We start from the raw sequence: 18,532 nt of genomic DNA, 5'->3' as shown, positions 1-18,532 counted from the left end.
CGGAATCAGTTGGGCAGATCCAGTTGCAGGACGACGAGTGCCTTGTTGGCCGGGATGTCAGGCAGGATGCCGAGTTTCGGGGGATTGCCGACGGCGCATCGGGTCTCGGTCAGCAGCGGACAGACGGCGTTCAGTAGTCCCTGGGTGACGGTGAGAGTGGTCGGCAGGGTGCCGTCGGCGCCCGCGGTGAGTGGCCGGATCGCCGCGCCGGCGCGGCGGGAGGTGGACGGCGTGCGCTGCACGGACGAGCCGGACAGCCGGTAGCTCAGTCGGAGCTTGGACGCGGCCACGGTCAACGGAAGGTCCAAGGGTGCGGCGAGACTGGTCTGCTCCACCGGCACCTGCTCGCCGTCGGCGACGACCTGCAGGTTCGTCGCCCGCGGTTCCGTTTTGGCCATCAACCCGGGCAGGTGCTCACCGGAGTCCGGCAGCTGCAGCTGGACGATGTCTGTGGCCTCAGGCAACATCACGTCCTCGGTCACGTCGAACGACCCGTCGTTGCGCGGTACGGCGGTCAGCCGGATCCCTGGCATGGTCACTCCGGGACCGGGAGTCACCGGTACGCCGTCGGCCGGGCTGACGCTGACGGATCCGGTCAGCCCTGGACTGGGGGCGACCGGTGTGCCGCCGGTGCCTGAACATGCAGCGGTCGCGCCGAGCCCGAGGGTCAGCGCGACCGCAACCAGGCCCCGTATCCCTGGGTGCCGTCGGCGGAGGTCCTCCACCCCCGATGCGTCGCTCGGGAGGAACTCCTGGCCCACCGCCGGTGCTGTGTTCGGAGAACGCCGTCCTGACATGAGCCACCGCCCCCCACAACGGATCCGGGCGCTTCCTCTGGCGCCGGATCGGACTTGCGCTTACGATACGCCGAAATTAGTGGGGTGCGGCAATTACTGCCGTATTTTTCAGGCGCACTTCGAGGGGGTTCGGAATGCAGGAACAGAGCGTGTCCGGAAAATTCCGGGCAGTATCCCAAGGGATATTTTCGAGAATTCGGGGTCCGGTAATTCGAAGGGTGATTCCGTTGCTGCTGGCGGTGACGGTCGCGGCCGCACCGGCAGTGCTGACGGCACCCGCCGATGCTGCCGCCGGGGGGAATCTGTACGTCGTCCAGGGACTGCCGGGGAAGTCGCTGGACATCAGCATCGACGGCAAGCCGGTGGCCGGCGCGGTGGCGGGCGCGAAGCTGGTCGGGCCGTTCGGTGTTGCTGCAGGCAAGCGGATGGTCACTGCCAAGCAAGGCGGAAAGCTGGTCATCCAGCGTGAGGTGACGGTCGGCCCGGGTGCCAGCATCGACGTCGTCATCCATCAGCCGGTGTCGCCGACGGGCGCGCCGCTGATCACGACGTACGCGAACAAGCTGGACGCGGTGCCGGCCGACAAGGGTGGGCTGCGGGTCGCGCACGATGCGGCCGTCGGCCCGGCCGACATCCGGGTGAACGGCAAGGTGGCGTTCGCCAACGTGGCCAACGGAGAATCGCTCGAAGCGGTGGTTCCGGCGGCGACTTACAAGGTCGACATCGTGCCGGCCGGGGCGAGTTCACCTGTTGTTCTCGGTCCGATGGATCTGCCGATCAAGGCCGGATATCTGACCCGGGTATTCGCGGTCGGTGCTCCGACGCAGAAGACGATGACGGTGGCGGCCGGGACGATCAAACTCCCGGGCACGGGATCCGGCAAGCCGGGTCTGGTCAACACCGGGACCGGCGGACAGGCAGCAGGGCTTGACCAGGCGCAAAGCTCTGCCGCTGACGAGTCCGGTCTCTGGGTCGTTGCACTGCTGGTCGGTCTGCTGGCCGCTGTGGTGACGGTCCGGAAGGTGGTCCGCCGCTGAGGAGGCTCCTGCCCGGACTGCTGCTGTTGATGTTCTGCGTGGGCCTGGAGGGGTGCTCCGCGCAGGCCGACGGTGCATCGCCGGGCCCCGGGTCGGACGGCGGCGCGTCGACGCCGTCGTCCCTCCCGGGCGTTCCCGGGTTCTCGACGGTGATCACACCGACGATCCCGACTCCTTCCGGTCCGGACGGCGCGGCCTCCGCGCCGCCGGCCCGGATCGGCACGCCCGCACCGAGTCAACGGATCCGGTTCGTGCCGACCCAGGTCGTGCTGCCGGGTGGTGCGCATGCTCCGGTACTGCCCGCCAGCACGGTTTCCGGGCAGTTGATAGTGCCCGAAGGGGCACGAAATGTCGGCTGGTGGGACGGCGGTGCCGAGGCCGGAGACCCGTTCGGCTCGGTGGTCGTGGCCGGCCACGTCGACACCAAGACCGAGGGCCTCGGCTTCTTCGCCCGGCTGCGGCACATCCAGCCGGGTGAGACCGTCGTACTCCACGGTGCCGGCCACGCGGCGTCGTACCGGGTCAGCTCGATCGTGTCGGTGCCGAAGAACGCGCTCGCCACCGAGAGCGGCGCGTTCGACCAGAAGGTCGACCACCGCCTGGTGCTGATCACCTGCACCGGTCCGTACAACGCCTCCCGCGGCGGGTACGCCGACAACCTCGTCGTCATGGCCACCGCGATCGGCCTGGCCAAGTAGCTACGACCTGCGTCGCAGGTTCACGAACGTGTTCGTGGTGGCCGTGATCGCCTGCTCGGTCGGCAACCGCTCCATCGACGAAGCGCCGTAGAAGCCGTCGATCGTCGGGCACAACTCGAGGATCCGCTGTACGTCGGCCGGCTCGGCGATCGGGCCACCATGACACAGCACGAACACATCCGGCCGGACCGCCCGCGCCGCGGCCGTCCACTCGTCGATCAGTACGGCGCACTCCTCGAGCGTCCGCGCCGTCCCGGCGCCGATCGCGCCGCCGGTGGTCAGGCCGAGGTGGGCGACGACGATGTCGGCACCAGCCTCGGTCATCGCGGTCGCGTCCTCGGCGGAGAACACGTACGGCGTCGTGAGCAGGCCGAGCTCGTGTGCGGTGGCGATCATCGCGACCTCCTCGGCGTACCCCATCCCGGTCTCCTCCAGGTTCGCCCGGAAGGTGCCGTCGATCAGGCCGACCGTGGGGAAGTTCTGCACCCCGGAGAAGCCGAGATCGATCAGGCGGCGCAGGTACTCGGTCGGCTGGTAGAACGGGTCCGTGCCGTTCACCCCGGCGAGCACCGGGGTGTGCTTGACGACCGGGAGCACCTCGCGACCCATGTCCAGCACGATGTCGTTGGCGTTGCCGTAGGCAAGTAATCCGGCCAGCGAGCCGCGGCCCGCCATCCGGTAGCGGCCGGAGTTGTAGATGACGATCAGGTCGATGCCGCCGGCCTCCTCGCACTTGGCGGACAGCCCGGTGCCCGCACCGCCGCCGACGATCAGCTCACCGGCCGCGCGCTTGGCCCGCAGCCGGTCCAGGATCGTGTCGCGCTCCATCCTCAACTTTCCTTCCGTAGAAAGGCGTTCAGTGCATCGGCCGCCGCGTGCGCGAAACTCTCGTCGTTGATGGCGGCGTCGAGCTCCACCACCTCGACGACCGAGCGGTCCACAGTGTCACGGATCGCGTCGAACAGGGCGGCATCGGCCGCGGGGTCGTAGAAGGGGCCGCCCTCGACCGCGATCGCCGAGATCCCGCGCAACGGCAGGAGCAACGCCACTGGGCCGGTCGACCCGTTCAGCCTGGTGGCGAGGCGGCAGCCGAGCTCCGCGCACTCGGAGGGCGTCGTCCGCATCAGCGTGACGCTCGGGTTGTGCACGAAGAGGTTCCGGTCGGCGAACTGCGGCGGCACGGTGTCGCGCGGGCCGAAGTTGACCATGTCCAGGGCCCCGACCGAGACCACTTGCGGAATCCCGGCGCAACCTGCTGCCGTGAGCCGATCCGGTCCGGCCGAGAACACCCCGCCGACCAACTCGTCGGCCAGTTCGGTGGTGGTGAGATCGAGAACCCCTGCCAGCTGGCCCGATCCAGCCAGCGACTCCAGCGTCCGCCCACCGGTCCCGGTCATGTGGAACACCAGGACCTCGTAGCCCAGGTCTGCCAGCCGACCGCGCGCCATGTCCACGGCCGGCGTCGTCACTCCGAACATACTTGCCGCCAGCAACGGAAGGTCCGCAGCATCATGCACCGGTTCGGCGGTCACCATCCCCGCGACCGCGGCAGCCGCGTTGGCGAGGATCCGGGCGGACAAGCGGTTCACCCCGGCCACGTCGACCACGCTCGGCATCAGGACCAGATCGGTTTCCCGCAGGTACGCCGACGTCGCGCCGGCCGCCGCGGTCGACACGATCACCTTCGGCACGCCCAACGGCAGACCACGGAACGCCGCGGCCGCGATCGACGTACCGCCGGTCCCTCCAAGCGCCAGTGCACCATCACACCGGCCCTCGTCGTACAACCGCCGTACGACGTCAGCCGCACCGGCCGCCATGGCGCTCACGGCCGCACCACGATCGGCCGCGTCACGCAACGCGGCCAGATCGACGTCGGCCGCGGCGGCCACCTCGTCCCGGGTGACGTCGGCGGTCAGTCCCGGCGTACCCAGGACGCCGGCGTCGACCACGACGACCGTGAGGCCGGCGGCGATCAGGCGGTCGCGGACGAAGGCGTACTCGTCGCCCTTGGTGTCCAGCGTGCCGAGCAGCACCACGGACGGCATCTCACTCACCCACCGTCTGCCGGTCGGGCGCCGAGAACGAGATGACGAAGACCGCCTCGTCGGTGCCGATGTTGCGGGCGTTGTGCAGCGCTCCCGACGGGATGCTGATGGTGTCGCCCGGACCCATCGTCACCCGCTCGTCGTCGACGCTGTGCTCGATGGTGCCCTGCAGGATGTGCAGCACCTCGTCGCAGTTCGGGTGGTAGTGCCGTGGGTTCTGCTCGCCGGGCCGGATGTAGCACCGGCCGATGGTCATCGTGGTGGAGTTGCCCAGGGCACCGGAAACCATCCACTCCAGTCGTCCCCACGGCTGGTCCTCGACCAGCACCTCGTCGGCCGGGGTCATCTGTCCCATCCGTCAGCTCCTTGGTTCGATCGTTGCCGGTTCGCCGGCCGGCAGTCGGCGGTACAACTCGTACAGCTTGAGAATCTCCCGGACATCGGCGAGTGTGCCCTTCTCCGGTGGCTTGCCGGCCAGCACGCTCTCGCAGAAGTGCACCACCTCGGGCACGTAGCCGAGGTAGAACAGGTTCTTGTTGTAGAGCTGGCCGAGGGAGAACTCGGGCTCCCAATGCAACGGCGCCACGTCGTCGCCGGTGATGAATGAGGCTGATCGCCCGTACGGCGACTCCGCACCGGCTCGGTAGTACGTCATCCGTACGCCGTTGTCGACCACCACGTTGGCTCCGCTGCCGATCACTTCGACACGTTCGAGTGGTGCTCCGGTCGCGGAGCCGGCCGCGAGGTGCAGTGTCCCGACGGCTCCTGACTCGAACAGCAGGCTCGACACGCTCGACCCGGTCCGCGGCTCCCATTCGTAGCCGATGCGGCGTACCGGTCCCATCAGGTAGGTCAGGATCGCGCCCGGATGGAAGATGTGGTCCAGGAACCCGATCATCGCGACGTCGTCGGACCGGGCGTCCGGTGCGGGCAGCGACTGGGGGTACCGCACCGAGATCGAGCTCGCCGTGCCGAACTCCGGCGTACTCAGGATCGCCTTCACCTTCTCCATCGCCGGCGTGAAGATCTTCTTCAGCCCGGTCATCACCGTCAGCCCGGTCTCGTCGGCCACCGCCTGCAGGCGGTCGAGCTGCGCGATCCCGGCTGCCGTCGGCTTCTCCATCCAGACATGCGCTCCGGCGCGCAGACAGTCCTCCGCGAGCGCAGTCGCCTGTACGTCGCCCTCCGCGGTGTAGGAGGTGACGATGAAGACCGCGTCTGGCCGTTCCCGAGCAAGCATCTCGTGGTGATCGTCGTACGCCGAGGGTGCGCCGAAGCCCCGGGCGTAGGTCTGGGCGCGCTCGAGCTGGACGTCGCAGACGGCAACCAGCTCGACCGGCGCGTACTGGAAGGTGGGATAGACGTTGCGGTACGAGTGCCCGCCCGCGCCGATGAAGGCACAGCGCAGCCGCTCGGAGTACTCGAACTGATAGGTCACGGTCATCGCAAGGCTCCAGCCACGAGGCCACGGGTGAAGGATCGCTGCAACACGACATACACCAGGATGGATGGGATCATCGCCAGCACGATGCCGGCGAACAACGCGCCTGAGTCGGCGCTGTACTGCCCCTGGAACTGCACCAGCCCGAGCGGGATCGTCCGCTTCTCCTGGCTGAACAGCAGCAACAGCGCCAGCTGGTACTCGTTCCAGGCGCCGAGGAAGCTGAACACGCCGACCGCCAGGACGGCCGGCTTGGCCAGCGGCAGCATCACACTGCGGAAGATCCGCCAGTCACCGGCACCGTCGACCCGGGCGGACTCGATCAACTCGTTCGGCAGGTCCCGGAAGAAGTTCCGGGCGATGAAGACACCGAGCGGTACGCCGCCGGCGACCAGGATCAGCCCGAGGCCGACCCGGCTGTCGACCAGCGACATCTCCCGCAGTTGGTAGAAGGTCGGCACCATGATCGCCTCGCCGGGCAGCGTCATCACGAGCAGGTAGGCGTAGAAGATGCCGTTGCTCCGGCCGGTAGCCAGCTTGCCGAAGACGTAGCCGGCCGGGCAGGTGACGGCGACGGTGAGTGCGGTGACCGCGATCGCGATCACCGCGCTGTTGACGAAGTACGTGCTGAAGTCGCCGCTGGTCCAGACGGTGCGGAAGTTCTCCCACCGCCACTGACCCGGCAGGCCGAGCGGTTCGCCGAAGATCTCGGTGTCGTTCTTGAACGCGCTGAACACGGCCCACACCACCGGGACCATCGTGGCTCCGGCGATGACGGCGACCAGTACGACCAGGGCGTGGTGCCAACGGGTGACGGTACGCATCGTGCTCACCTCCCCACTGCGGCGCGGTCGCGCCAGCGGTTGAAGCCGACGGTGATGACGACGGCGATCACGGCGATGCTCAGGCCGGCCGCGCTCGCCGCACCGATGTCGCCGAGGCTGAACGCCTGCCGGTACGCATAGACCGCGACGAGCTCGGTGGATCGGTCCGGTCCGCCCTCGGTCATCGACCAGACCGTGCCGAATCCCTTGAGAGCGTTGATGAAGGCGAGTACGACGACCAGGCTGATCGCATTGTGCAGCGACGGCACGGTGATGTTGCGGAACCGCTGCCACGGGCCGGCGCCGTCGATCGCGGCGGCCTCATGCAGTGCGGGATCAACCGCCTGGATCGCCGCCAGGAAGATCACCAGGTAGAAGCCGTACGCCTGCCAGGCACTCGCGACCCCGACCGCCGGCAGGGCGAGCCCCGTACTGCCCAGCCACGGTTCGGCGAGCTTGTCCAGGCCGATGGCGTCGAGGAACCCGTTCAGCAGCCCGATGGTCGGGTGGTAGAGCTGGCTCCAGATCACGCCGACGACGGCCAGCGACATGATGTGCGGCACGAACACCAGACCGCGGAACAGGGTCTGTGCGCGGCGCCAACGGATCTCGCTGATCAGCGCGGCCAGCACCAGACCGCCGCCAACAGCGAGACCGAGATGCATGGCCCACCAGATCACCGTCCGGCTCAACGCCTTCAGGAACGCGGGATCCGACCAGACCCGGGCGTAGTTGTCCAGCCAGGCCCGGTGCATGACCGGCGCGACGCCGTTCCAGGTGTAGAAGCTGAGCTCGATCCCACGCAGCAGCGGCAGGAACAGGAACACCGCGAGCAGCAGCAGCGACGGCAGCAGCATGACGGCGATCAACGCCGTACGACGTGTGCTGGTCATCGGCCCGCCGCCAGCTTGTCCTGCACGCCCTGCATCGCGCGCTCCGGTGACAGTCGCCGGGTCAGGATCCCCTGCACGGCTTGGTACCACGCTTCCTTGGCAGCGTCGGGAAGGTACACGCTCGGATTGAATCCGGTGCCCTTGGCAACCTTCTCCAAACCGTCCTCGACCGCGGGGTCGAGCTTGGTCCCGGCCGGCACGACCTGGGCCGGGACGAGCGTGCGGCCCTTCGCGGCAGTCAGTGCCAGGTACTCCGGACTCGCCAGCCAGCGCAGCCACTCGATCACCGCGGAGCGGGACTTGGTGCTGTTGTTCACCACCCAGCTCAGCGCCAGCCCGGACGTCGGAAGTGCCTCGGCGCCTGGCTCCCGCGGCGGCATCGGGAACGAGCCGAACCCGGACACGTCCACACCGTCCTGCCGCGCGTTCGCCATTGATCCCTGCGGTACGACGATCATGCCGCCGCCACCCTTCCAGAACGCGGACTCGGCCTGACCACCGTCGAGAGCCGCCGCCTGCCCGCCGTCGAGGCAGCCGCGCTGGATCAGGTCGGCCAGCATCTGGCCGCCCTGGACGACGGCGGGATCATCGAACGAGCCGGAGCCGTTGATGATGTCGCTCATCTTGTCCCGGCCCGCCGACGCCTGCACCAGCGCGCCGAGCAGCCAGCCACCGGCGAAGTTGTCGCGCGCGCCGGCCAGCATCGGCTTCACCCCGGCGTCGTGCAACGTCTGGCAGGTGTCCAGGAACCCCCGCCAGTCGGTCGGGACCTGCAGACCGTGGGCGGCGAAGAGTTTCTTGTTGTAATAGACCTGGAACACGTCCAGGCCCTCGACGATCTCGTAGACCTTGCCGTCGGTGCCGGCCTTCGTCTGCCGGACCACCTCGGGGTCGAACCGCCCGGCCAGGCCGTTGGTCGCGAACACCTCGTCCAGCGGCCAGATCAGCCCGGCGTCGGCGAGCAGGCCGACCCGGCCCGGACCTGAGTTCACCAGTAACAGGTCCGGTCCGCTGCCGGATCGCAGCAGCGTCTGCACACTGCCCGCCTCGAACGAGATCGCTCCTTTCACGTACTCGACGCTGATGTCGGGATGCTGCTGCTCGAACGCCGCGACGGTGGCATCGGTGTAGGGGAAGTCGGCTCCCATGATGCGCAGCGAGCGGGACGTGTCCTGCGGGCCGCCGGCGTTCAGCGATCCGGTGCCCGGTGCGGCGACCGTGGCACATCCCGGCAGCGCGACCGCGGTGGTGGCGGCGAGCAGCAAGGCACCAAGCTTCCACTTCATTGCGCCTCACCTCACAGACCAATTTGTTCCCACGAAGCTCAATGGCCGATAGATTGGCCTCCATACAGTGGTGATCTCTAGAGCCACATCGACGAAATTGGACTCTGTTTGTGATTCAGGACGCCAATGGCCTCAGATTCTCGGCCGATGATCTCGCCCGGATGCTCGTCGGCACCGGCGCCCGGTCCGGTCCGCTCTACCGCCAGTTGAGCCAGAGCCTCACGGAGCTGATCGAGCGTGGCGAGCTGCCGCAGGGTGCCGCGCTGCCGCCCGAGCGGGCACTGGCGCAGGCGCTGACCGTGAGTCGGACGACGGTGGTCGCGGCGTACCAGGCACTCCGGGAGCAGAGGCTGCTGGAGCGCAGGCAGGGGAGCGGGACCAGGGTCAGTGCCGACCGGGCGCGGGAGACCGTTTCCGGATTGGCCGGCGATCACGCGGCGAGCCAGTTCCTGAACGGGCCGTTGGCAACAATCGACTTCGCGACCGCGGCACTGCCCAGTCTCGACCTGGTCGCCGACGTCGCGGCAGGGTTGACCCGGGACGACTACCTCCGCCTGACCGGCACGCATCACGGTTACCACCTGCGCGGCCTGCCGGCGCTGCGCGAGCGGATCGCTCGCTGGTACAGCGATGCGGGGATGCCGACCGCACCCGAGGACATCCTGATCACCTCCGGCGCCCAGCAAGCCTTGGAGTTGGTCGCCCGTGGTTGCCTGCAGCCAGGTGACGGCGTGGTCGTCGAGCAACCGACGTACCGGGGCGCGTTGGAGGCCTTCGGGCGGACGGGCAGTCGGTTGCGGACTGTGCGGATCGACGACGAAGGGCTCGACGTCATCGCGTTGGAGAAGCTCCTCGCCACCGAGTCGCCGCGGCTGGTCTATGTCCAGACGGCCGCGCACAATCCGACCGGCGTCGTCCTGTCCGACGACCGCAGGCAACGGCTCGCGCGGCTGCTCGACCAGCACGAGGTCGTCCTCGTCGACGACACGTCGCTGTCCGGTACGTCGTTCGACGGCCGACCGACCGCGCCCGCGCTGGCCACCCACGACCGGCTCGTCACCATCGGGTCGATGAGCAAGCTGTTCTGGGGTGGCCTGCGGCTGGGCTGGATTCGTGCAGTCCCGCAGGCGGTTTCGCGGTTCGCGCAGGTCCGTGGCATTACCGACCTCGGCAGCTCCCTCGTCGCCCAGGAGGTCGCACTGCGGTTGATGGACCACCGTGATGCCGCCGAGGCCGAGCGACGTACGGCGCTGCCGGCCGGACTGCGCGCGTTGACCGAGCTGCTCGGCCGGCACCTGCCGGACTGGACCTGGCGCGAACCGGAGGCCGGTGCCTCGCTGTGGGTCCGGCTGCCGCAAGGCGACGCGACCCACTTCGCCCAGATCGCCTTGCGGTACGGCGTTGCGCTGCTGCCGGGTGCGGTCTTCTCGGCCGACGGCAGCACCGACGACCACACCCGGCTGCCGTACTCGTTGCCCACAACCACCATGAGTCAAGGCGTCACCCGGCTGGCCCAGGCCTGGACCGACTACCTGAACCGCGCGACCGTCGACGTCACCCTCACCTCGGCGGTCACCTGATCGCGTGGAAGCTCCGCATGTGATCGACCATGGCGACCTCGGTCGGCAGCCGTTCCATGCTGGAGGCACCGAGGAAGCCGACCACGCCGTCGACCTTCGACAAGATGTGCTTGGCGTCCTCAGGGGTCGCGATCGGTCCGCCATGGCAGATCACCAGCGCATCGGGATTGACGGCGAAGATCGCGTCGCGGAGCCGGGACACCAGGTCGACAGAGTCGTCCAGGCTCAGGCTTGTCTGCGCACCGATCATCCCGGACGTGGTCAGCCCCATGTGCGGGACCAGGACGTCCGCGCCGGCCTCCGTCATCGCGGCCGCTTCCGCTTCGCTGTGTACGTAGGCCAGCGTCACCAGGTCGCGCTCCCGGGCGGCCCGGACCAGGTCGACCTCGCGGTAGAAACCCAGGCCGGTCTCCTCCAGGTTTGCCCGGATGATCCCGTCGAACAGGCACACGGTCGGGTAGTTCTGGATCCCCGCGAACCCGGCCGCTTTCACCTGGTCCAGGAACCGCGGGATGTCGCGAAACGGGTCGGTCCCGCACACTCCGGCCATGACTGGCAGCTTGTCGGTCACCGGCAGGACCTCGGTGCCCATCTCCATCACGATCGCGTTCGCGTCGCCGTACGGCATCAAGCCGGCCATGGAGGAACGGCCGGCCATCCGGTAGCGGCCGGAGTTGTAGATCACCACGAAGTCGAGGCCGGCGGCCTCGGCGCACTTGGCCGACAGCCCGGTGCCGGCGCCACCGCCGATGATCGGGCGGCCCTCGGCGACCTTGCGGCGGAAGCCGGCCAGCAGTTCGGCGCGGGTCAAAGTGTTCACGGTGTCTCCTTCTCCAGCCAGGTGGCCAGCAGATCCACAGCGGTGGCAGACACCGCCGGGTCGTTGATGTCGGTGTCGAAGTCGTGCAGGTCGATGCCGGGCCGCAGCCCGTCCCGCAAGGCCTGGTACAGCGCGTCGTCCGCGGCCGGGTCGTGGAAGACCCCGCCGGGCGTGGACAGCTGGGACAGTCCGCGGTGCGGGAACAGGACGGCAGCAGGTGCGATGGAGGGATTGAGCCGGGCCGCGATCCCTCGGCCGAGCTCGGCGCACTCGGCGGCCGTGGTGCGCATCAGCGTCACGGCCGGGTTGTGCGGGTGGAGCAGCCGTCCGGAGAACTCCGGCGGCACGGTCTCGTAGAAGTTGACCATGTCGAGCGCGCCGACGCTGACGACCTGAGGTACGCCGGCCTCGGCGGCGGCGGTGAGGCGGTCGGGACCGGCCGAGCAGACCCCGCCGACCAGGTCGTCGGCGAGCTCGGTGGTGGTCAGGTCGGCGACACCTTGGATCGTGCCGCCGCGGATGAGCGCCTCCAAGGTGCGGCCGCCAACGCCGGTGCAGTGGAACGTCAATGCCTCGAAGCCACGGTCCTCGATGCCACGGACGACGGACGACCCGCAGCCGGTCGTCACCCCGAACATGGTCACTCCGACCAACGGTGCGCTGCGGAAGGGTTCGGCGTACGGGCTCGTTGCCATCCCGACGCAGGCCTGTGCGGCGTTGGCGAGGACGGGCCGGCTGAGCCGGTTCAGGCCGTTGATGTCGACGACCGGGTACATCAGGGTCAGGTCGGTCTCGCGGACGTACGACCGGGTGTCGCCGGCCGCGATGGTCGAGACCAGGACCTTCGGGAAGCCGAACGGCAGTCGCCCGCAGATCTCCGCCATCACGTACGCCGCATTGGACCCGCCCACCGCCAGTACGCCGTCAACATCGCCGGACGCAACGAGATCCGACAAGGCCGACGCTGCACCACGCGCCATCACCGTCATCGCCGCATTCCGGTCGCCGCGACCACGCAGCTCGGTGAGCGAACCACCGCCGAGCTCCGCGATCAGGTCACGACCGATCCGTGCCGTCAGCGCCGGTACGCCGAGCACCCCGACGTCGATCAGGAGCGGCGTGGCACCGAGTGCAGCGACCCGATCGGCCAGGAAGGCGTACTCCGCTCCCTTCGTGTCGAGGGCACCGACGAGCGCGATGACGGCCATCAGCGAGCCCCGTAGTCCGGCACCTGGATCTCGGCGCCGCCCTGCAGGGCGGACTGGTGGGCGCAGATCCCGGGTGCGGTCCAGGTCGCCGCGGTCCGGGCGTCGACCCTCGGCTTGCGGTTCTCGACAATGCTGGACACGAACTCATGGACGAGATGCGGATGCGAGCCGCCATGCCCGCCATCGGCGAAGCGCTTCAGTGCCTCGGGCAACAGTTCGGGTGCGCCGGGCGGCCGGACGTCGGCCTCGGTCACCGGCCGGCCCCGGCGCCCGTCGGGGAGTTGCTCGAGTTTGAACTCCTTCATCGGACCGCCTTCGAGCTGCGGCCACTCGAGCGCGCCCTCGTCGCCGTACACAGAGAAGCCTTCGAGATAGCTGCGGCCCAGCTGGAAGAACGACATCGTCACGTTCGCGACCAGATCGTCGCCGGCCAGCTTGAAGAGCGCCGCCTCGGTGCCGAACCCTGCGCCCGCGACACCGATGTGGTCCGGCGTGAGCTTGCTGGAGCCGAGGCAGCGGACGGACTCGACCCGGGTGTTCGCGAGCGCGAGGGCGGGTGAGAGGGCGTGCGTGACGTAGTGCATCGGTGGGTAGCCAAGCCAGTAGTCCGGAAACCCGTCGAGGTTCTGCAAGTGGTCGCCCTTGAAGTAGGCGAGCCGTCCGAGCTTGCCACTGTCCAGAAGGCTCCGCGCGTGGAAGAACTCGCGGGAGTACACCGCGGTCTCCATCATCATGTAGTTGCGCTGGGCATCGTCCTGGGCCGCGATCAGTGCGTCCAGGTCCTCCAGGGTCGTTGCCATCGGCACCGCCGACGCACAGTGCCGGCCGGACTTCAGCACCTGCTGGACCTGCTCGGCATGGAAGCGAACTGGCGTCAGCAAGTGCACCGCGTCCCAGCCGGGTGCGGCCAGCGCCTCGTCCAAACTCGGGAACCTGTCGGTGATCCCGAGCCGGTCCGCGACGGCCGTCGTACGGACGGGATCCGCGTCGACGACCGCGACGCGGCCGACGTCGGGATGGGCCTGGTAGATGGGGGCGAAGTCGGCGCCGAAGCCGAGGCCGACCACGATCACATCGATGCTCATCGGACCGGCACCTCCCGCTCCTCACCGAAGAGGAACACCGCGCCGCCGCTGGCGAAGTTCGCGACGTCCTCGTTGGCCGCCTTGCCCGCTTGGGACTCCAGCACGAGCTCGAGGTCGGCGCGACTGTCGGTGTACAGCTCGGCCTGGTAGTGGTACTCCGGCGGCGTCCCGTCCGGCGCGGGCTCGAAGCGGCACACGGTCCACCGCTTGAGTCCGGTCATTTCCTGGGCCAGCGGGATGTGCGTCTGGTCGTAGTACCGGTCGAACTCCTCGGTCGAGTCCGGCGGCCCGTAGAGCACGGTCACCTTGTACATGTCAGCCTTTCAGTCCGGTCAGCGCGATGCCCTCGACGAAGTACTTCTGTGCGAAGGCGAACAACAGCACGATCGGCAGCAGCACCACGGCGGCCGCGGCCATCAGGTACCCCCACTGTGCGGTGTAGGTGCCCTGGAACGACGCCAGCCCCATTGCCAGCGTGTACTTGTCCGAGTCGTTCAAGTAGATCAGGGGACCGAGGTAGTCGTTCCAGACCCCGAGGAATGTGAACACACTGACCACGGCCAGGGCCGGCTTCGACAGTGGCAGGATGATCCGCCAGTACACCTGCAGCGGCGTCGCTCCGTCGATGTACGCCGACTCGTCCAGCTCGTACGGGATGGACAGGAAGAACTGGCGGAGCAGGAAGATGTTGAACACCCCGGTACCGAACCAGTGCGGCAGGATCAGCGGCACGTAGGTGTTCACCAGGCCGAGCTTCTGCCAGAACAGGAACGTCGGGATCAGCGTCACGGCGTACGGCAGCATCACCCCGGACATCAGGATGCCGAACACCAGGTTCTTGTGCTTCCAGCGCAGCCGGGCGAAGGAGAACGCCGCCAGCGAGCAGGACAGCACAGTCCCGACCAGTACGCCGGCCTCGATGATGAGTGTGTTCAGGAAGTACCGTGCGAACGGCACCTGCGTGAGCGCGCCGGAGAAGTTGTCCCAGGCAAAGGGTTTCGGGATCCACTGCGGCGGCGAGACGAAGATCTGCCCCGAGTCCATCAACGCACTGCGGACCAGCCAGACCAACGGCAGCAGCGTCGGGATCGCACCGGCGATCAGCAACAGGTAGACGAGAAGCTTCTTCCCCACGCCCCGCGGCGCGAGCGGCCGCGATGCCGGTGGCGCGGTCGCCGCCACCTCGGGTTTCTCCAGTACGGCCGTCATCGGGTACTCCCGGCCTCGTAGTAGACCCAGCGGCTGGAGTTGCGGAACAGCACCACGGTGACCGCCATGATCACCAGGAACAGCACCCAGGCCAACGCGCTGGCGTATCCCATCTCGTTGTTGGTGAACGCGGTCCGGTACAGGTAGTAGATGTAGAACAGGGTCGAGTCGTTCGGGCCGCCCTCGGTCATCACGGCGGCCTGGACGAACACCTGCAACGCACCGATCACACTCGTCACCAGGCTGTAGAAGATCGTCGGTGTCATCATCGGCAACGTGATGTGCCGGAACTTCCGCCACGCCCCGCCGCCGTCCACCGCGATCGCCTCGTAGAGCTGCCGTGGCACGCCCTGCAGTCCCGCCAGGAAGATGACAGCGACGTTGCCGAAGCCCCACACCGACATCAGGATCAGCGACGGGATCGCCGTACTCTCGTCGAAGATCCACTGCGACCGGGGCAACCCGGCCTTCTCGGTCAGCGTGTTCAGCAGCCCGAAGTCCGGGTTGAACAGCCAGATCCACAGCATCGAGTTGGCCACGATCGGCACGATCGCCGGCAGGTAGTAGATCACCCGGAAAACGCCCTGCCCGCGGACCGGCTGGTTGAGCAGCAGCGCGACCGCGAACGCGACGATCAGCAGCAGCGGTACGGCGCCCAGCGTGTAGTACAGCGTGGCCCACAGCGACTTGAAGAAGCTGTCATCGGCCGTGAACATCCTTGTGTAGTTGGCGAAACCGACGAACTTCGGTGCCGCGCCGATGGTCCAGTCGGTCAGGCTGATCACCGCCGAGGCGATCATCGGCAGGAACGTGAACGCGACGAAGCCGATGATCGCGGGCAGCGCCAGCAGCACGCCCCAGCGTGCCTCCTGCTTCATCGGAGACGAAGCCATCACAGCTCCTGGAGGGGCCACTTGCCCTGCAGCAGCGCCTGCATCTTCGGCTTCAGCGCCTTGACGATGTCGACCGGCGCGCCCTTGTTCAGACTGATCTGCTCGAGCGCCGGGTCGAGGACCTGGTGGATCCGGTCCGCGTTCTTGATCTGCTGGCCCCAGTCGGTGACGCCGTTCTTCAGCGTCGTGTCGACCACCGCGGTCTTGAAGTTGGCCGGGTACTTGTCCTTCAGCACCCACTTGTCGATCTCGGCCTGGTCCGTGTAGTACTTCTTCTGCAGCGGCGCCCAGAGCCCGTCCTTGAACAGGTCCACATGTTCGGGGTCGTTGTAGTACAGGTAGAGCTCGATCGCCTCCTCCGGGTGCTTGGTCTTGGCGAAGATCGCGCCGGCCGCACCGCCGGTCATCGTCAGCGGCTCCTTGAACTTCGGCAGTACGGCGACGCCGAACGGCACCTTGCTCTCCATCAGGTCGAGCAGCGTCCAGTTGCCGTCGATGATCATCCCGACCCGCTTGGTCTGCAGTTGCACCGACGTGGTCGGCGCGTTCTTGCCCAGCTGAGCCGGACTCGGCGCCACCCGGTGCACGTAGATCAGGTCCTGGACCTTCTTGAGTACGTCGATCGCTGCCGCCGAGTCGAGCGCGAACTTCGTACCGTCCTCGTTCACCATGTCGCCGCCGTTGGAGCGCAGCAGGCTGTAGAGCGGGGCACCGCCGATCGGCGCGATGGTGCCGAACTGCTTCACCTTGCCGGAGTCGAAGCCGTCCTCGGACGGGTGCTTGCCGTTCTGGTCGACGGTCAGTTTGTCGGCCGCCTGGACGAAGTCGTCCCAGCTCCAGGCGGTGTCGGCGGTGAACGGCGCCGGGTCGATACCGGCCGCCTTGAACGCGTCGGTGTTGTAGTAGAGGATCTGCACGCCCATCGCCAACTGGTTCGCGGCGAGCTTGTCCTTGCCGTACCAGAAGTAGCTGCTCGGCAGCCGGTCCTTCAGCTCGGGGTACTTGTCCAGGTACGGGAACAGGTTGAGGATCAGGTCCTTCTGGGCCAGGTCGTACATCTGCCCGGTGCCGAGGTAGGCCAGGTCGGGCGGGGTGTTCGCGGCGACCAGGCTGGACACCTTGGTCGGGTAGTTCGACACCGGCACGTACATCGGGTCGACCTTCGCGCCGTCGTGCTCCTTGCCGTACTTCTTCAGCATCTCGTCGATCGCCTTCTTCTCGAAGGCCGATCCCCAGTACATGAAGCTGAGCGGGCCGCCGGTCCCGCCGGCGTCGTCCGAGCCGCCGCACCCGGCCAGCACGGCCGGCCCCAGTCCGGCGGCAGCGACGGCCACCCCGCCGGTCCGGAGCAACTGTCTCCGGGTCAGTCCTGAACTGGTCATGCGAACTCCTTGGTCCCGGGAGGCTTTTCGGCGAGCGTATGGTCTTTAATGTCGACCGTCAACAGAAAGATGTCGACCGAAGTTCTAATTGATACTGTGTGAGCAGCGTCGGACCACGAGGGGGATCACGATGACCACCGCGCCACTACGCTCCCGCCGCCGTCCGGCATCCCAGTCCCGGATCGCGCGGTCCGGCGAGATCCTCGAGCTGGTCCGGCACGGCCGGGCGAACACGACCGGTCAGCTGGCCGACGAGCTCGGCATCGCGCGGTCCACCGTGAACGACCGGGTCGACGTACTGCTGGCCGCTGGGCTGCTGTCCCTGGACGGACCGGCCGCGGACGGATCCCGCGGACGTCCTGCGGCGACGCTGAGCTTCAGCCCGCGGGCTGGTCTCACGCTGGCCGCGCAGCTGGGTATCTCGGGCATCCGCCTGGCCGCGACGGACCTGGCCGGCGAGATCCTCACCAGCACGATGATCGACATCGACCTGGCCGACGGCCCGGAGGCGGTGCTGTCCGAGGTCACCCGGACGTACGACGGGATGCTCGAGCAACTGGACGCGGATCCGGCCCGGGTGCACGGCATCGGCTTCGGGATGCCGGCGCGGGTCGAGCTGGCGTCGCAGGGTGGCGGCGCGGACTGGACGGCAGAGTCGGTGTGTGAGGTGCTGAATCGCTGGATGGACGTGCCGATCTTCGTCGACCATGACGTCAACCTGCTCGCGTTCGGCGAGCACTGCGCGCGTACTGACGAGCCCGAGGTGCTGGTCTGCGTGAAGGTCGGCACGGTGATCGGGTGCGGGGTCGTTGTCAATGGCAAGGTCATCCAAGGTGTCTCCGGCTTGGCCGGGGAGATCGGTCACACCCGGGTCGGTGCGTCCGAAGTGCCCTGCAGCTGCGGCAATCTCGGCTGCCTGAACGCCGTCGCGAGTGGTGGCGCCCTCGCTCGTCGGTTGCGGGCCGAGGGGGTGGATGCGCCGAACGCTCGCGCCGTCGCAACCCTGGCCCGGTCCGCGCATGTCGAGGCGGGGCACGCGGTTCGGATCGCAGGTCGCGACATCGGCGAAGTCCTGGCCGGTGTGGTCAATCTGCTCAACCCTGGAGTGATCAGCTTGTGGGGATACCTCGCCGAAGCCGAGGAGCAGCTGATCGCCGGCATCCGCGAGAGCATCGCCAAGTCGGCGCAGTCCGGCCCAGCGGGCGACGTACGGATCGAGCCCGCGACCATGGGGCCGGACGCCGGTTTGTACGGCGCGGCCATGATGGTCGTCGAGCATGCCCTCCAACCAGCTGCGGTCGACGGGTACCTGCTTGCTCTTCAGCGCTAGG

19 protein-coding genes are annotated in these 18,532 nt (G+C 68.0%); 4 read left to right on the top strand and 15 right to left on the bottom strand.

The features are described from left to right. Positions 1–5: 5 nt before the first annotated feature. Positions 6–761 (bottom strand): hypothetical protein, encoded by a 756-nt coding sequence (locus E0H75_RS00750; protein ID WP_238162742.1) that lies wholly within the window; start codon positions 759–761, stop codon positions 6–8. Between the two features lie 254 nt (positions 762–1,015). Here E0H75_RS00750 and E0H75_RS00745 point away from each other — a divergent pair, with 254 nt between their 5' ends. Together E0H75_RS00745 and E0H75_RS00740 are read left to right on the top strand one after the other, a co-directional pair. After that, positions 1,016–1,834 (top strand): DUF4397 domain-containing protein, encoded by an 819-nt coding sequence (locus E0H75_RS00745; RefSeq protein WP_238162741.1) that lies wholly within the window; start codon positions 1,016–1,018, stop codon positions 1,832–1,834. Between the two features lie 38 nt (positions 1,835–1,872). Beyond that, positions 1,873–2,532, top strand: a complete 660-nt coding sequence (locus E0H75_RS00740; protein ID WP_238162740.1) for a class F sortase — start codon at positions 1,873–1,875, stop codon at positions 2,530–2,532. Here the strand turns inward: E0H75_RS00740 and E0H75_RS00735 are convergent, their stop codons facing one another. The 7 genes from E0H75_RS00735 to E0H75_RS00705 are packed head-to-tail and all read right to left on the bottom strand — an operon-like array spanning position 2,533 to position 9,024. Then, positions 2,533–3,360, bottom strand: a complete 828-nt coding sequence (locus E0H75_RS00735; RefSeq protein WP_131511099.1) for a phosphoenolpyruvate hydrolase family protein — start codon at positions 3,358–3,360, stop codon at positions 2,533–2,535. Positions 3,361–3,362: 2 nt separating this feature from the next. Beyond that, entirely contained in the window at positions 3,363–4,580 is a 1,218-nt protein-coding gene (locus E0H75_RS00730; RefSeq protein ID WP_131511098.1) for a Tm-1-like ATP-binding domain-containing protein, read from the bottom strand. 1 nt (position 4,581) lies between these two features. Further along, positions 4,582–4,935: a cupin domain-containing protein gene (locus E0H75_RS00725; protein WP_131511097.1), complete on the bottom strand. Its 354-nt coding sequence runs from the start codon at positions 4,933–4,935 to the stop codon at positions 4,582–4,584. A 3-nt stretch (positions 4,936–4,938) separates the two neighbouring features. Next, positions 4,939–6,024 (bottom strand): Gfo/Idh/MocA family protein, encoded by a 1,086-nt coding sequence (locus E0H75_RS00720; RefSeq protein ID WP_131511096.1) that lies wholly within the window; start codon positions 6,022–6,024, stop codon positions 4,939–4,941. Next, on the bottom strand, positions 6,021–6,845 hold the full coding sequence (locus E0H75_RS00715) for a carbohydrate ABC transporter permease (protein WP_131361598.1): 825 nt from the start codon (positions 6,843–6,845) through the stop codon (positions 6,021–6,023). Before E0H75_RS00715 ends, E0H75_RS00720 begins: the two co-directional genes overlap by 4 nt. A gap of 5 nt (positions 6,846–6,850) precedes the next feature. Continuing rightward, the gene (locus tag E0H75_RS00710; protein WP_131511095.1) at positions 6,851–7,738 is read right to left on the bottom strand and encodes a carbohydrate ABC transporter permease; all 888 of its coding nucleotides are present in this window, start codon (positions 7,736–7,738) and stop codon (positions 6,851–6,853) included. Further along, the gene (locus E0H75_RS00705) at positions 7,735–9,024 is read right to left on the bottom strand and encodes an ABC transporter substrate-binding protein (RefSeq protein WP_131511094.1); all 1,290 of its coding nucleotides are present in this window, start codon (positions 9,022–9,024) and stop codon (positions 7,735–7,737) included. The genes E0H75_RS00710 and E0H75_RS00705 overlap by 4 nt, the downstream gene beginning before the upstream one ends. Before the next feature lie 110 nt (positions 9,025–9,134). On the opposite strand from E0H75_RS00705, the gene E0H75_RS00700 reads away from it, so the two are divergent. Then, positions 9,135–10,604, top strand: coding sequence for an aminotransferase-like domain-containing protein (locus E0H75_RS00700; RefSeq protein ID WP_131511093.1), 1,470 nt, complete (start codon positions 9,135–9,137; stop codon positions 10,602–10,604). Here E0H75_RS00700 and E0H75_RS00695 read toward each other — a convergent pair. From E0H75_RS00695 to E0H75_RS00665, 7 genes are read right to left on the bottom strand one after another with little or no spacing between them, the layout of a single operon-like run. Continuing rightward, on the bottom strand, positions 10,597–11,424 hold the full coding sequence (locus tag E0H75_RS00695) for a phosphoenolpyruvate hydrolase family protein (protein ID WP_238162739.1): 828 nt from the start codon (positions 11,422–11,424) through the stop codon (positions 10,597–10,599). The genes E0H75_RS00700 and E0H75_RS00695 overlap by 8 nt on opposite strands. After that, the gene (locus E0H75_RS00690; protein WP_131511092.1) at positions 11,421–12,632 is read right to left on the bottom strand and encodes a Tm-1-like ATP-binding domain-containing protein; all 1,212 of its coding nucleotides are present in this window, start codon (positions 12,630–12,632) and stop codon (positions 11,421–11,423) included. The genes E0H75_RS00695 and E0H75_RS00690 overlap by 4 nt, the downstream gene beginning before the upstream one ends. Then, complete coding sequence (locus E0H75_RS00685; protein WP_131511091.1) at positions 12,632–13,717, bottom strand: Gfo/Idh/MocA family protein; 1,086 nt, start codon at positions 13,715–13,717, stop codon at positions 12,632–12,634. The genes E0H75_RS00690 and E0H75_RS00685 overlap by 1 nt, the downstream gene beginning before the upstream one ends. Then, positions 13,714–14,031: an EthD family reductase gene (locus tag E0H75_RS00680; RefSeq protein WP_131511090.1), complete on the bottom strand. Its 318-nt coding sequence runs from the start codon at positions 14,029–14,031 to the stop codon at positions 13,714–13,716. The genes E0H75_RS00685 and E0H75_RS00680 overlap by 4 nt, the downstream gene beginning before the upstream one ends. A 1-nt stretch (position 14,032) precedes the next feature. Next, positions 14,033–14,926, bottom strand: coding sequence for a carbohydrate ABC transporter permease (locus E0H75_RS00675; RefSeq protein WP_131511089.1), 894 nt, complete (start codon positions 14,924–14,926; stop codon positions 14,033–14,035). Beyond that, positions 14,923–15,819 (bottom strand): carbohydrate ABC transporter permease, encoded by an 897-nt coding sequence (locus tag E0H75_RS00670; RefSeq protein ID WP_202872786.1) that lies wholly within the window; start codon positions 15,817–15,819, stop codon positions 14,923–14,925. Before E0H75_RS00670 ends, E0H75_RS00675 begins: the two co-directional genes overlap by 4 nt. After that, positions 15,819–17,201, bottom strand: a complete 1,383-nt coding sequence (locus E0H75_RS00665; RefSeq protein WP_131511088.1) for an ABC transporter substrate-binding protein — start codon at positions 17,199–17,201, stop codon at positions 15,819–15,821. Before E0H75_RS00665 ends, E0H75_RS00670 begins: the two co-directional genes overlap by 1 nt. A gap of 130 nt (positions 17,202–17,331) precedes the next feature. Here E0H75_RS00665 and E0H75_RS00660 point away from each other — a divergent pair, with 130 nt between their 5' ends. Next, a complete protein-coding gene (locus E0H75_RS00660; RefSeq protein ID WP_131511087.1) occupies positions 17,332–18,531 on the top strand; it encodes an ROK family transcriptional regulator in 1,200 nt (399 codons plus the stop codon). Position 18,532: the final 1 nt, after the last annotated feature.

It is taken from the genome of Kribbella capetownensis (assembly GCF_004331485.1).
Taxonomy (GTDB): domain Bacteria; phylum Actinomycetota; class Actinomycetes; order Propionibacteriales; family Kribbellaceae; genus Kribbella; species Kribbella capetownensis.
Note: the sequence above shows the minus strand (reverse complement) of the source record. Positions and strands in the feature narration are given on the sequence as shown.